The organism is Rufibacter immobilis, assembly GCF_003721565.1.
Lineage (GTDB): Bacteria > Bacteroidota > Bacteroidia > Cytophagales > Hymenobacteraceae > Nibribacter > Nibribacter immobilis.
The window spans coordinates 137,856-152,473 of the sequence record NZ_RJJE01000017.1 but is presented as its reverse complement, the minus strand read 5'-3'; the positions used below and the strand labels follow the sequence as shown (position 1 = coordinate 152,473).

Genomic DNA, 14,618 nt, shown 5'->3' with positions numbered 1-14,618 from the left:
ATTGCGTCAACATCTATACAAGACTTTATATAGTTTTCATTAATTAATAAAGAAAGATATTCAATATTCATACTCTAAACAAAACTAGTTTTCCTCTAAAAAAAGCTTTTCATGGAATACATTGTTGGTAACTTAGAAACAGAAAATAGACCGAGCGAACTCGCTATTTGGGACAAAATCCAGGAAACAATTGATCCATTAAATGGGATAATTGGATATAAATTCCCATCTTTAGACACATTAAATAAAGATGACATACCTACTTTTGTTATTAGAGGAAAGGACACCGGCATTATACTCATAGATGTCCTTGATGAAAAATTAATTGATATTGATGAAGAATTTTGGTTTACTGAAAATGGCGAACAATTTTCAAGAGACTTATCTCTAAACCTTTATGAACAGGAAATATTATCAAGGTTAAAAAAAAATAACAAGCTCTATAATATCAGATCAAACTCTTGGAATAAAGAAATCAAAATAAGAAAAGCTATCATTCTTCCCTTTAACAATAAAACTGACTTAGAGAATATCGCCTCTGAAATATCTAATCCATTCTATACAATTGAGAATTTAGATAATGGTTTAAAACAATTATTACTTAATAATGACTCTTCACTAGATGATTCAACAGCTGACATCATAGATTCTCTATTAGAAGGATCTGATATTTTCAACGTATCTAGGCGCTCAAGGAGGCAGGTAGAATTTTCTACACTAAATGACTTCATACAAAGTTCACTTGATTATACTTTTAAACTTGATCAAATTCAGCGGCAGGTAGCAATGCAGGTACCTCCAGGTCCTCAACGTATTCGAGGATTAGCAGGAACAGGCAAAACTGTCATTCTTTGCATGAAAGCTGCAATTGCCCACAAAGATTTCCCTGAGCTTAAAATTTTATTTGTCTTCAATACACAAAGCATGTATAGACAAGTTAAAGATCTAATATCGAAATACTACTTACACGAAGCTAAAGGATATCCGAACTGGGACAATTTACACATTCTTCATGCTTGGGGAGGCAGTAGTAAAGAAGGTGTATACTTTAACACAGCTAATGATTGCGGTATAAGACCAAAAACATTTTTAGAAGTAAAAAATGAAGAAAGCCCTTTAGATGCAATTTATTCTGATCTTTTAAGGCAAGCTAAACAAAAAATAGCTCCAAAATATGATATAGTTTTAATAGATGAAGCTCAAGACTTTACTCCAGCATTCTTTGAAACAATTTTCTTTCTTACCAAACCAGTTGACCCTTCAAACTCTTCATCAAAAAGAATAATTTGGGCATATGATGAATTTCAATCTTTAAGAGAATTAAGAATCAAACAACCTAGCGATTTGTTTGGAATTAGAGAAACCGGAGAGCCTAATATGCCTGACTCTGTATTGGAAGGAAAGTATTTAGGGAAAATTAATAAAGACTTTGTATTACCTAACTCTTATAGAAACCCAAGAATAACATTAATGGTAGCACATAGTTTTGCTATGGGTTTATATTCTCAATACAACAAAATCCCGATTGAAGACAAATCATCATGGGAAGCAAGAGGATACAAAGTATTAGAACCTTCTAAGAATGTATTTAATGAAGGTGATAGAGTACATGTTGAAAGAGAAGAAGAGAATAGTAAAAACATTTTAGAAAATATCTTAAAGCAAAACGGAAGAAGCGAAAGAGAACTTATCACCTTCACTAATTGCACAGATATTAACAATCAATTGAGTGGTGTTATAAACAAAATAGATGAACTTGTAAACAAACAAAATGTAAAGCCAGAAGAAATCATAGTAATTGATTTAGACACTAAAGATTCAAAATTCCACTTTGAAACTATTAGACAAGAATTAGATTACTTAAATATCAAATGTATAACTCCAGGGTATATAGAAAAGTCAAATTTATTCAAGGAGCCTGGCTATGTTACTCTCAGTACCGCCTTTCGGGCAAAAGGAAATGAAGCAAATATTGTTATAATTCTAAATGCACAATACACAACGATAGGAACTACTTTCACAGGACGTAATGCCTTTTTCGTTTCAACAACTAGATCAAGAGGTTGGACCTATATTTATGGACAGGGTCCTTTTATGAAACTTTTTGAGGAGGAATGGAATAAAATGCAGAAGGACTACCCTTACTTCGACTTCATTTTCCCTAGTAACGAAGCTATGAAAAGAAGACTTACTATTATAAATAGCAGCAGCGATTTAGAGAAGACTGAAGAGGACATAAACAAACTACTATTAGATGATTCAAAAAAAGCATTACTCATTGAAAAGCTATCCCAAGATCCTGAATTTATAAATAAGCTTTTAAAGAATAATAGCTCAAATGACAAAAGATAATATTTTACAAAATATTGAACTTGCTAAAAAATCATTTAGCAAGTATATAATAACTACAAATATCAACAGCACAGATTTTAGTATAAGCTGGCCAAACTATAATCCAGGAATCTTTAAAACAATGTATGCAAAAGAATATGAGCACCTTGTTAACAATAGACAATATACTTTCCTATTAAAGAATGAAAGAGGATTTATTCAGTTTTATTACAGTTTCTGCCAAAATACAGGTAATATAAAGAAAATAAAAATGGCTTATTATCCTTACCCAGTTAAACTAAGGAGTATAGATGAAAGCATTGATAGCTTTTTCAATGATTCTGATGACAGCAATATACAAGGATTTTACTTTGACATCTGGAACTTATTAAACTATAAACATGAAAAGAATATAAATCCTTATATTAAAGACTTGCTTAAGCAATCCAATGAACATGGCAACTATGATTCCATAGAAGACTTAATTGCTAGTTTAATTGATATTAAATATGAATTCACAAACAGTTCTCATATTAGAATTGATTATGATCCAGATGTCAAAACTCATAACAATTGTGAAATCCAAGTAGGAGCAGTCAATAATATAAGGTTACCAATGAATAAAATAATTATGCCATATACATTTGTTGACTTCATAATAAAAAATACTATTGACAGCACATCCTACAAAGACATATCTTCTTCTAAAGCTTTTATAAGCAATTTTGATTATTCAAAAAGCACAGCAACAATGATTAACAACTTTGATGAGAAGAACATTCATTTGACTTTAACATAATTCTTTAAATTATATTTATAATAAAAATCACCTAATACAGAAGTTTGTTATTTTATGTTTCCCCTTTAAGGAACTCAAATTTGAAACAGAAAAGAAAGTACATTCCCAGCCTCCTTTCCCAAAATAGCCCATAAACGCAACTTCCCCTACTCCCATAGTTTCTTCTTCTCAAACTGTAGGTGGCTGCTCAGTTTCTCATGGTGAAAGATGGAGTCATGCACCACGCGGGCCTGTTAGCCTGTGTCCTCTTCTTTTTGGAAGAACAGGTGAGCCACATCCGGCTGTTGGGTGTCTTTGAAGTACTGGCCCATATTCTGCAGCAGCATCTTGGTTTCCTCCAGTCCGCGCATGGCTTGGTAGAGCAGGCTTTTCACCGATTTGGTGACCTCGGCCAACAGCGCTAGTAAGACACATGAACCTCAATTTACCCCTCCCTTCCCTTTCCCAATCCACCCCAAATGCGTGTGCTGGAAACTGTCTGAGAACTTCAAGCCATACCCCAGGGCGCGGTCCAGGGCGCTATGCCCGAACAGCACCACACCGGCCAGTTGCAGGTCGGGCTGGTGTAACAGAAACCCCGCCGCACCCGTGAGCAGCGCGAGGCCCTGGTGGTGGAACAGGTTGTAGGTGTAGGCGCCCACGCGCGGACCGGCCAGGTAACCCAGCATGCTCAGGTCGGGCAGGAGCAGCAGCGCGAAGAACAGCCACCAGCCATAGCCCAGGTACAGGCTCAGCCCGTAGGCCGTGGCCAGTTTGGCCAGTTCTTCCAGAGAGATCAGGTGTTTCATAGGCTAAAGATAGCAGAAGAAAGCAGTTGGGGGTAACCGGGAAGCATCAGCATTTTGCGGGGCAGGCTTGCCCGTAGAGGCTTCTGCCCCCGCCCAAATGCGAACCTTTCCCCCACGCGGAGGCTGCCTAAAACTGGAACAAACCGCCTACCTTTGCCCCGGCATAACAAGACAGCGGCACGTGGACGGAACAGCAGCAGGAAAACAGAGACAGGCAGAAAAGAACGGCATCAACCTCCAGAACGAACGCTCGCTGCACGCCGCTCTCAAACAATGGTACGCCCAGCCGCACGACCGGTTGGAGGTGCCCGTGGGCGGTTTTGTGATAGACCTGGTGCGGGGCCAGCAACTGGTGGAGATCCAGACGCGTAATTTCACCGCCATCCGGCCCAAGCTGCAAACCCTGCTTTCTGAGGAACACCGCGTGCACCTGCTGCACCCCATCACCTATGAGAAATGGGTAGTGCAGGTAGACCCCAAAACCAGCGCCGTACTCTCGCGCCGCAAATCGCCGTACCGCGGCACCCTCTCAGATGCCTTTGAGGAACTGGTTCGCCTCCCCGAGCTGGTGGCGCACCCGCATTTCAGCCTGGAGTTGGTGCTCATTAGAGAAGAAGAAGTGCGCTGCCGCGATGGCAAAGGCAGTAAATGGCGCAAGAAAGAAAGCATCAAAGACCGGCGGCTGGTAGAGGTAGTAAGCACGCACCAGTTCCAAGGTCCGGCAGATTTCCTGCGTTTCCTGCCGCCCCACCTGCCCGCGCCGTTCAGCAACAAAGACGTAGCCCTAGCCCTGCAACTGCCGCTGCACCGCTGCCGCCAGCTCACGTACTGCCTCCGCAAAATGGGGGCTCTGGCCGTCACCGCCAAGAAAGGAAACGAACTGCTGTTCAGCGTAGCCACCCTGCCGGTTTTGCCGGGAACGGTTCAACGCTCCTTCGGGGATTAATGCCAGTGGTGAGGGTTACCGTTTCCCCGTTAGAACCCACCCCTACCCCTCCCAGGAGGGGAATTTCCTGCTTTTTTGCAAAGGATTACCCTCTCTGGCGGAAGCTTTTTTTCTTGGTCATTTTACAGGTGATTCCCTCATTGGAATAGACATTCTCTGGGCTTTGCCAAAACCCACCCGGTACAGGGAAAGACTTTACTGGGTACTCTTGCAGATGCACCCTCCCCCGCAGGAGATTTCCGCCTGCTCCTCTTGCCGAAAATTCCCCTACCAGGTAGAGACTTTTGCTTGTTTCCATGGCAGATAAATCCTCAGCTAAGTAGTGAACAAGCCTGGTACCCTGGCAGATGATTCCCCTCCTGGGAGGGGGAGGGGTGGGTTACACGCATTTTAGACACGTTACCAAGCAAATGAAGCGCGAACAACGCTTAGGTACCGGAGGGGTACAGATCAGGTGGCTCGTTCCGGACGGTGATGCTCTGGATGGGGTGCAGGGCCGTGGTTTTGTCAATGAAGATGAAGGCATCATAGCGGCGGGGCATAACAGAGGGCACGTAATTGTCCATGTGCTCCAGTTTGGGATTGTACACTACGCCAATGGCCCGGTGCCCCACCGGTCGGCTCAGGGTTTTCTGGTCGCGCAGGTCTTTGGAGAAAATGATTTTATCTGTAGGCCTGAGCTGGTGCAGAATCTGTTCCCAGCTGCCGGGCACGGCGGGCGGCACGGTCATGGTTTTCATAGGCGCTCCCCAACTGCTACCCGCTATCACGGTGCCCTGGTAAGACCCGAAACCCACAATATACACGTTTTCCTCGCCGTACTCTTTGCGCACCAGTTGCCCGACGTTCACCTCGCCGCTGCTGGCCATATCGGTGTAGCGGGCATCGCCTACGTGGGTGTTGTGTTCCCAGACAATGGCTTTGGAGTTAGGCCCGTGAAAGTTGAGGAGGCGCGTGAGAGTCTGGGCCATGTGGTGGTCACGCACGTTCCAGGACTCGGTGTTGCTGCTCACGGCAGCGCGGTAGTAGCGTTCGCCGTTGAGGGCTACCAGCGCATTCTGCTCGGCCACAAACTGGGCCTCGGTCTGGGCGGCTCCGCCGGATTGGCTCTGGATGGCTTTCCAGAGGCGGTTGGTTTCAGTGCGGCAATTAGCTGAGGCATTGGCCACCGCCTCGGCGTACTGCATGGCATCGGCGGAGAACGGCTGGAAACACTGGTTCACCTGGCGCGCGGCCTTTACCAGCTCGGGGTTGTTCTTCACGTAAGGCATGAGCTCGGTCATAGACTCCCAGAGGCAGTACACATCCAACCCGAAGAAGCCTACTTTCTCCCCCGCGGGTTTGCCCTGGTTATAGCCGTTGAGCCAGTTCACCAGCGAGGCCACCTCGTAGTTGCCCCACATCCAGGTGGGCCAGCGGTTGTACTGTTCCAGCAACGCCACGGCCTGGGTGCTGTCGCGGCGGGGACCTTTGATGAACTGGTTCACGCGGTAAGAATCGGCCCACTCGCCTTCCACGGCCACAAAATCAAAGCCTTTCTCCTGCATGAGCCGCTTGGTGATGGCCGCCCGCCAGTTGTAGTACTCGGCGGTGCCGTGCGAGGCTTCGCCCAGCAGCACAAGGCGGGCATCGCCTATCTGTTGCAGCAGCACGTCCAGGTCGCGGGCATCGCGGAGCGGATGGTTGGGAATGGTGAGGGTAACGGCTTTACCGGAGCGGGCAGCAGCAGCGGCGGGTTTCGTGCCTTCCTGCGCCGGGGTCTGGTTGCAGCCCCACAGCCACAGGCCGATGCAGACGAGGGAGAGGGTGGTTCTATGGCTTTTGCGTTTCTTCATACGGATGTAGTAGGTTTCTGCTTTTTATTGATTCTGAGTTTGCCGGCTGCGTGTTTCTGCCTTTGGCTGATGCCTTGGAGTGACGTTTGCCTATGGCTTTATCATCTTCTTTGTCTCCTCTTTTCCGGTAAACGCTCAGGGCCGCGAGGCCCCGTCTTCCGCCCTCGCGCCGTGATTTCTCCTGTGCCCGCTTCATTTCATTCAGGAGCCGTCCAGCTCTGGCCGCTCAAGCGAAAGAACGGAAATGGTGCGGGAAGTAGGGGCTGCCGGTTCTTTGGTCGCAGATACAGGAAGTGTCACATCCCAGGCAAAGGGCCAGCAAGTGCAGCATGCTGGAGAATTGCGTTTAGGGGCCGTTTTCAGAAAAACAGCCCCTAAACGCAAGGTGGTTTTGGCGTCTTCTTCCCTGCCCATAGCGCGGCTGCCCGTCTAATTCGGCTGGAGGCTCCTGTGACGACTGCAATCAAATGATTCTTCGTTTTCTGCTCAACTTCACCTTCAGAGGTACGCCCGCCTAATCCATTAGTTAACAGATCTATAGGATTTAAGTATTTGTCACATGAAAGCAGGATTTACCGCAGCCCGTTGCGTTTAGAGGCTCTTTTTCTGAAAACGGCCCCTAAACGCAACGGGTCGCGCACTGGCGTTTAGCGGGCAAAGTGCGTGTCCAGCACGGGCAGGAACGCCTGTGGGTTATGGGACCAAGGGATGTGCCCGCTGCCCGGTATCACCTGTACGCTGGCCTCCGGGAACCGGCGCAGCACATACCTTTTACTGTCCCCGAAGATATCCTTGTCGCCGTAGGTGATGGTGGTGTTGAACGGGGTGTGGAGCACGTCTGGCAGTGTCTGGTGCGTCAGAATGCTTTTCACGGTGCGGTTAATGGTACGGGCCCTGATACAGTCTACCGAGAAATGCTCTGGGTGTACCTCCTGAAATCCGCGGCTGAAATTGGCCAGCGCCTGCCTGAAAAAGCGTCTGTAGCCCCGGTTGCTCCCCAGCAGCCCCAGGGTGGTGTTTACCTGCATGGCCATGAACTCAAGCAAACGGCTCTTTCTGAAGTTGTAGCGCCCCACCTCCAGCATGGTTTCGGCCCACTGGCGGCCGGTGCCCGAGGCCGGACTGCACAGAAAAAGGCTCAGGAGCCGGGAGGGGTGCCGCTGGGCGTAGAGTTGCGCGTATAACCCGCCCCAGGAATGCCCCAACAAGTGGAACTTCTCCACCCCAAAGTGGTCGGCGATGCGGTTAATGTCGGCCACGTAGCGTTCCATGGCGAAATCCTGCGCACTGACCGGTGAGCGTAGGGTGCCCCGCTGGTGGAAGAACACCACGTGGAAATCTCTGCCAAGGTAGCGCCGCAGAAAAGTGAGCCCGTCTGGCACGCCTGGCCCGCCGTGCAGCAGAATAATGGTTTCTTTACCGGGGTTGGGCGGCGCAATAGTGAACAGCTTCGCGTCTGAGGCCGGAATGAGCATTTCCATAGTCTTCTCCGTTTAAGGTTTTCAATGGCGGACACCTGCCTTACATACGCAGTTTCCCTCTCTGGGAGCGGCCAGATAAATACTGAAATCGCACCGCGCACCAGATAAATCACGCTTCGGTTCAGTTTCCTTTGGGGCAAGAAGCAGACGGTTTTGCCGGGCTTTCTGTTTAGGGGCTCTTTTTGGAAAAACGGCCCCTAAACGGCAGCTCTAAAGAAAAGAACGTGCGGCCCTGGACATAGCCGCCGCCGGCTGGTTTTGCGTTGAAAGCAGTTGCGGCCCTGGAGTTACGCCCTGTTTGTCTATTGATGCACCCGTACTATGAAAGCAACCGGCCTATTCTGTGTAACTCTTTGGCTATTAGCCGTAAGCATCAGTTCATTTTACTGTAAACAAGGAGGCGGTATGGTTACCAGCAGAGACAGTTACAAAACTGGGCGTTTGTCTACCAGGCACAGCCCCCCTACCACAGGGAAAGCGGCAAAACCCGGCCTGCATTCCCTGGGTCTGGACACGCTCAAAGATGGCCTGCTGTACGTTCCCAAAGGCTATGACCCCGGCAAACCGGCGGCGCTGGCAGTGATGCTACATGGTTCCGGCGGTGATGCCAGCCAGGGCATCCGGCTGCTCCAGCGCTACGCCGATGTCCATAACCTGCTCCTCATAGCCCCGGCTTCGCGCAAATACTCCTGGGACATTGTTGCCAGCAATAGCTTCGGGGTAGATGTACTCATGGTAGATCAGGCGCTGGCCCAGGTGTTCGCCCACTATGCCATTGACCCTAACAAGGTGGCCATTGGCGGGTTCTCAGACGGCGCCTCCTACGCCCTGTGCCTGGGCCTCACCAACGGCGATCTGTTCACCCACATCATCGCCTTCTCCCCGGGCTTTTCCTACACCATGGAAACCCACGGCTCCCCCAGCGTCTTTCTCTCCCACGGCACCCAGGATGGCGTGCTGCCCATTGACCGCTGCGGCAGAAAGATTCAGAAAGACCTGCGGGACCAAGGCCGAAACGTACATTACCTGGAGTTCAAAGGCGAACATGAAATCCCAGCCCAGGTCTCTGCCGCCGCCGTAGATTGGTTTCTGAAATAGCGAACCGTAGAGCAAGCGCAGCGGTAGACCGTTCAACTAACTTGAAGCTGGCAGTCCGGTTTGAGTCTGTCATTATACCCCTACCTGACACAGTTAATGGTCCTGAAGAACCCCCATCGGCTTAGGCCAGGGAACCCGAATCCTTTCTCTACAGCTCTGCCCATGACTGCGCAGGTGAAAAGAGCCTTCTGGAGGTGATGTTCCCCAAAACAACAAACCCCTTATGCTTAAACCGCTTAGCTCTGCGCCCGTTAAAAAGGGAAGGATTTGTTAACCAAAAGCGAAGTACCATGGAAAGATATGACAGAGGCCGCGATAACCGCGACAATTATTGGAACCAGAACCGGCACGGGCAAAACCAGGGGCCGTACGACCATGGCCACGGCAGGAGCCATGACGCAGACCGCCAGCAGCAGAATCCCCAGCACCATTATGAAGCCGCCTGGCAGGGATACGGCCACCACGAGGAACGGCATTTCCAGCAGCCCGACCACGCCCGCCACGACCGGCAGGGCCAGCGGCCGTACCAAAGCAATTACCGGCAGGACCACGACCGGTTCGGCGACCGCTACCAACAAGATTTTCGGCAGGACCCAACCTTGCCCCGGGGCCGCGAAGACGAGGACCTGATGGGCAATATCCGGCAGGGATACGGTATTTCCAGCTATGACGGCACCTCAGACCGCTACAACACCCTCAACAGCGAACACCGGTACGGCGCCCGTCAAGACGAGCAGGCCTATTACTCCGGCTCCCAAGACGGCTACAACCGTTCTCAGTTAGGCGGTGGTCAAGGCGATTCAGGGCTGCACTCAGACCGGGGCATTCCCAATTACGGCATCCGTCCGTTCAGTGACCATTATGGGTCTGGTTTGGGTAGCTCCTACGGCGGCACCAATTACGGCGGCGGCCGGGGCTACACCGGCGGTCACCAGGGCGGCACCTGGGGCGACAACTCCTATGGCACTACTTCCGGAAATCTGGGGGGCTACGGGCCCATGGGCGGCAGTACTTACGGCAGCGGCCAGGGCAGTTCCGGCAGCACCTCCTCACAGAACTCGGGCCGGGGCAGCAATGAACTGGGCGGCTTTTGACACGTTGCCTGTTACACCTGAAAAGTGAGTAACCTAGAAGCGCCGGGTACATTCCCTGGCGCTTCTTCGTTTTCATGGGCTCGCCTGCTCAGGCGTTTAAGAAAGGCAGCCAAAGCAATCTTTGCGTTTAGGGGCTGTTTTTAGAAAAAGAGCCCCTAAACGCAAAGAATATTCATCATCTACCCTGCCACCGCAGATGCAAGCAGCAGCAGCCCCAACTTGCCAAAAGGAGGCCTGCACCTGGCAAATAAATCTATACGACTTCTGCTCAAGGGCAAGGGCAGGTTCATGGACGGCCTCACAGAGCACGCGCCCCTGGCACTCATCCCTGGGGCGGCATTTTTACGTCTTTCCGGCCATATAGACGCTGCGGTAAATACTTGTTCTGCATCAGAAAATACGGAAATAAAGCTTTAGGCCGCCCATTCCGGCTTTGGGCTACAACAATTACCCATCCATTCACCGTAGTTGCACTTTTGGAAGCAAGCATGCGCAGAAAGGAATAGCTCCCCAACCCACTGTCACTACCACACATGGTCTCTTCACCTGAAGAGCGACCAAAAGGTGAACCGGTGGAGCTAGGGCAGAATACGGGAAGAGGCTAAAACAGCAGGATATTTCTCAAAACAGGACCAAACCAGCTGTTTTTCAATCTTCTACCCGCTTTGCACTATTGAAAGATCATCTTTTTAGAAGAATAACTTTAACGGATACTATATGGACGGGGCAATGCGCCAAGCAATGACAAGTGGTGTGTTTGGGAATTACCAGACACCGCCGCAGTTTTTAGATGAAGTATTCTGCCAGGCTGGCAAAGTAAACCCAGAGTATGAGGCGCTGTACAGCCAGTTTCTGAAGTACTCCAAAGACGACTACCGGCAACTCAATGAACACGCCAAAACCTCCTTCTTCAACCAGGGCATCACCTTCTCGGTGTACACAGACAAAGCCAAGGGGGTGGAGCGCATTTTTCCTTTTGACCTGTTCCCGCGCATCATTCAGGCCGACGAGTGGGCCCAACTGGAGAAAGGGATTATTCAGCGGTGCGTGGCCCTCAACCTGTTCATCCAGGACATTTACACCCACAAGCACATCCTGCGCGACAAGGTGGTGCCCGCCGACCTTATCTTCTCCTCCAAGAATTACCTCAAGGCCATGCTGGACATTAAACCCGTGGCCGGCATCTACAACCACATCTCCGGCACAGACCTCATCAAACACAGCGATGGCAAGTACTACGTGCTGGAAGACAACATCCGGTGCCCCTCCGGCATCAGTTATGTGCTCACCAACCGCGTGGCCATGAAACGGGCGCTGCTGGAAACTTTCCGCAAATTCAAAGTGAGCACGGTGCAGGAATATCCGCAGGAACTGCTGGCCACCATGCAGTCAGTGGCGCCGCAGGGCGTAGACGCGCCCAATTGCGTGGTGCTTACCCCGGGCGTGTACAACTCGGCATACTTTGAGCACGCGTATCTGGCGCTCACCATGGGCGTGTCATTGGTGGAAGGCCGCGACCTGTACGTGGAGAAGAACTTCGTGTACATGAAGACCATTAACGGCCCCAAGAAGGTAGACGTGGTGTACCGCCGCATAGATGATGCCTTCCTGGACCCCATGGCCTTCAACCCAGACTCGGTGCTGGGCGTGCCGGGCCTTATGGGCGCGTACCGCGAAGGCAACGTGAGCCTGGTGAACGCCCCGGGCACCGGCTTCGCCGATGACAAAGCCGTGTACACCTACGTTCCGGACATCATCAAATACTACCTGGGCGAGGAGCCTATCCTGAACAACGTGCAGACCTACCGCTGCGAGAAAGACGATGACTTTAAATATGTGCTGGAGAACATGCAGAACCTGGTGGTGAAACCCGTAGACGAAAGCGGCGGGTACGGCATCCTCATCGGGAGCAAGGCCACCAAGGAGCAGCTGGCCGAGTTCAAGCAGCTCATTACCCAGAACCGCCGCAAGTACATTGCGCAGCCCATCATGAACCTGTCTATGCACGCCACCTACATTGAGGGCGAAGACCGGTTTGAACCCCGGCACGTAGACTTACGCACGTTCACGCTGTTGGGCAAAGACCGGCAGTTTGTGCTCAAGGGCGGTCTCTCCAGGGTAGCGCTCAAGAAAGGCAGCCTCATTGTGAACTCTTCGCAGGGCGGAGGCTCCAAAGACACCTGGGTAATCAGGGATGACAGCGCGGTGTAACACGTTTTCAGTTTTCACCTAATTTCAGAAAAAGACACCCTAAACGCAGGTACGCGAACAGAACAGTTACCGGTGGCGCAGGCGGAGCGTCTGCGCCACCGGTAAAGCACCGCGGCCTTTTACTCTCAACCAAGATCAACATGCTATCAAGAATCGGAAACAGCTTATTCTGGATGGGGCGCTACCTGGAAAGGTCTGAACACATTGCCCGCTACACCAGAGTACAGTATGTGGCATCTGTAGACTCTCCGCTGGCGCACAACCAGGAAAACGTGCTGGAATCTATCTTACACATGACCGCCAACTGGGAGGGCTACTTCCAGACCCAACAGCAGTTAGAGGCCAACGCGGTCATCAACTACACCGCCATTTCTGAAGACAACTCCTTCTCCATTCTGAGTTACATAGACCGGGTGCGTGAGAACGCCCGCGGCGCCCGCGACAGCATCTCCATTGAGCTTTGGGAAGCCATCAATTCCTTTTACCACAAGATAAACGCCTACGCCGCCGCGGGGCTGCATGCCGAGGAGATTGAGTACTTTGCCAGAAGAATTGAGGAGAACAGCTATGTCATGAAGGGCTACATAGACAACACCCTCCTGCGCAATGATGTGTGGCAGCTTATTTATCTGGGCATGCACCTGGAAAGAGCCATCCAGATCATCCTGATCTTGCAGACCAAGTTCAAAGACAGGGAGAAGATGTTGTCTGGCCCAGACTACGCCGCCTATGAGAACTTCATCTGGACTTCTACCCTGCTCAGCGTAGAATCCTTTGACATGTACATGCGCTGCCAGAAAACGGCCCCAGACAAACACCATGTGCTCAACTTCCTGCTCTTTGACACCGCTTTCCCTAAATCTGTGGCGTTTAGCCTTAACACCGTGAAGCAGTGCATCAATGAGATTTCTTTCCAGGAAGAGAAAAAGCAGGGGTTCATCCACTTTGAAGCCGGTAAGCTGGCCTGCAATTTTCAGTACACCACGGTAAAGGACATAGAGGAAAACCCCGTGGAGTTCCTGAACACCACCCTGGAGAGCATTTATGCACTGGCCCATTTACTGGATGCCAAATACCTGAAGTACAACTGATGGCGCTGCCCTTCAGCTATGAAAACAGAATACGAAGTAAAGTACTACACTCACAACACGTATGAAGACCCGGTGAAGGAGGCGTTTTTCTCGTTCCAGATCACGCCTTGCCAGGATGATACCCAGCGGGTGCTCAGCGTGGAGTTTCAGCATACCTTGCCCGCCCAGGAGTTCCACCACCAGAACCCGTTCGGGTTTGACGTGACCAGCCTGTACACGGCCCAGCCTTTCCGGGAGTTCCGGTTTGAGATGACGGCGCTGGTGGAGAAAACGCGTCCTTTCCTCCCCACTGGCACACCGCTCACGGTGGCCGAGGAGCAAAGAGCCCTGTGCGCGTATGACTTCTTCATTGACCACCACCTGTACCTGGGCACCGGGCACTATACGCACATTGAAGATGGCCTGCGCCGCCGCCTTTTGTTCCGGGAAGAAAAGCAGCCCGTCTATGACTATCTGGTGCAGTTGAACCGGTTCATTCACCAGATGCTGGAATTTGACCCCGAGCCCACCCACGTGCACACCACCGTGAGCGAAGTGATTCAATTGGGCCGCGGCGTTTGCCAGGATTACACCCACCTGTTCATTGGCATTGCCCGGCTCAACAAGATTCCCTGCCGCTACGCCTCTGGGTACCTGAACCAGGGTCTGAACCTAACGGGCACCGCCGTAATGCACGCCTGGGCCGAGGCCTTTGTGCCGGGTCTGGGCTGGCAGGGCTTTGACCCCACCAATAACCTGCTCGCCGACCTCAACTTCATCAAAGCCGCCCACGGCGCTGATTACGGCGACTGCAGTCCGCTCCGGGGGGTGCTCAAAACCACGGGCGGCCATAAAACAGCGTACGGGGTCACCATCCACCCCACGCCCATGGTTGGAGCGGCCCAGCAATAAAAGCGCAAGCGCCCCCTTTACCCAAGCCGTTCTTACGTACAACCAGCAAAGCA

General features: G+C 50.8%; 12 protein-coding genes. 8 read left to right on the top strand and 4 right to left on the bottom strand.

All coding sequences use genetic code 11. The features are described 5' to 3' along the window. Positions 1 to 111: 111 nt before the first annotated feature. Together EFA69_RS13440 and EFA69_RS13435 are read left to right on the top strand one after the other, a co-directional pair. Positions 112 to 2,352: a DEAD/DEAH box helicase gene (locus tag EFA69_RS13440; RefSeq protein WP_123133636.1), complete on the top strand. Its 2,241-nt coding sequence runs from the start codon at positions 112 to 114 to the stop codon at positions 2,350 to 2,352. Next, the gene (locus tag EFA69_RS13435; RefSeq protein ID WP_123133635.1) at positions 2,339 to 3,130 is read left to right on the top strand and encodes a DUF2290 domain-containing protein; all 792 of its coding nucleotides are present in this window, start codon (positions 2,339 to 2,341) and stop codon (positions 3,128 to 3,130) included. Before EFA69_RS13440 ends, EFA69_RS13435 begins: the two co-directional genes overlap by 14 nt. 233 nt (positions 3,131 to 3,363) lie before the next feature. Here the strand turns inward: EFA69_RS13435 and EFA69_RS20320 are convergent, their stop codons facing one another. Both EFA69_RS20320 and EFA69_RS13430 read right to left on the bottom strand, forming a co-directional pair. Further along, on the bottom strand, positions 3,364 to 3,525 hold the full coding sequence (locus tag EFA69_RS20320; RefSeq protein WP_183906785.1) for a hypothetical protein: 162 nt from the start codon (positions 3,523 to 3,525) through the stop codon (positions 3,364 to 3,366). Between the two features lie 24 nt (positions 3,526 to 3,549). After that, on the bottom strand, positions 3,550 to 3,918 hold the full coding sequence (locus EFA69_RS13430) for a DUF4260 family protein (protein ID WP_123133634.1): 369 nt from the start codon (positions 3,916 to 3,918) through the stop codon (positions 3,550 to 3,552). Between the two features lie 97 nt (positions 3,919 to 4,015). Between EFA69_RS13430 and EFA69_RS13425 the strand changes: the two genes are divergently transcribed. Next, positions 4,016 to 4,864 (top strand): hypothetical protein, encoded by an 849-nt coding sequence (locus EFA69_RS13425; RefSeq protein ID WP_221175745.1) that lies wholly within the window; start codon positions 4,016 to 4,018, stop codon positions 4,862 to 4,864. A gap of 428 nt (positions 4,865 to 5,292) precedes the next feature. On the opposite strand, the gene EFA69_RS13415 is transcribed toward EFA69_RS13425, so the two are convergent. Beyond that, positions 5,293 to 6,699 (bottom strand): erythromycin esterase family protein, encoded by a 1,407-nt coding sequence (locus tag EFA69_RS13415; protein ID WP_123133632.1) that lies wholly within the window; start codon positions 6,697 to 6,699, stop codon positions 5,293 to 5,295. 647 nt (positions 6,700 to 7,346) lie between these two features. After that, positions 7,347 to 8,180, bottom strand: coding sequence for an alpha/beta fold hydrolase (locus tag EFA69_RS13405; RefSeq protein ID WP_123133630.1), 834 nt, complete (start codon positions 8,178 to 8,180; stop codon positions 7,347 to 7,349). A 441-nt stretch (positions 8,181 to 8,621) separates the two neighbouring features. Between EFA69_RS13405 and EFA69_RS13400 the strand changes: the two genes are divergently transcribed. From EFA69_RS13400 to EFA69_RS13375, 5 genes are all read left to right on the top strand, one after another. Then, the gene (locus EFA69_RS13400; RefSeq protein WP_245964580.1) at positions 8,622 to 9,278 is read left to right on the top strand and encodes an alpha/beta hydrolase; all 657 of its coding nucleotides are present in this window, start codon (positions 8,622 to 8,624) and stop codon (positions 9,276 to 9,278) included. 290 nt (positions 9,279 to 9,568) lie between these two features. Next, positions 9,569 to 10,372, top strand: coding sequence for a hypothetical protein (locus EFA69_RS13395; protein WP_123133628.1), 804 nt, complete (start codon positions 9,569 to 9,571; stop codon positions 10,370 to 10,372). Positions 10,373 to 11,101: 729 nt separating this feature from the next. Further along, positions 11,102 to 12,583: a circularly permuted type 2 ATP-grasp protein gene (locus EFA69_RS13385; RefSeq protein WP_245964579.1), complete on the top strand. Its 1,482-nt coding sequence runs from the start codon at positions 11,102 to 11,104 to the stop codon at positions 12,581 to 12,583. Positions 12,584 to 12,723: 140 nt separating this feature from the next. Beyond that, complete coding sequence (locus EFA69_RS13380) at positions 12,724 to 13,674, top strand: alpha-E domain-containing protein (protein ID WP_123133626.1); 951 nt, start codon at positions 12,724 to 12,726, stop codon at positions 13,672 to 13,674. 18 nt (positions 13,675 to 13,692) lie between these two features. Further along, a complete protein-coding gene (locus tag EFA69_RS13375; protein ID WP_123133625.1) occupies positions 13,693 to 14,565 on the top strand; it encodes a transglutaminase domain-containing protein in 873 nt (290 codons plus the stop codon). The last annotated feature ends 53 nt before the right edge of the window (positions 14,566 to 14,618 follow it).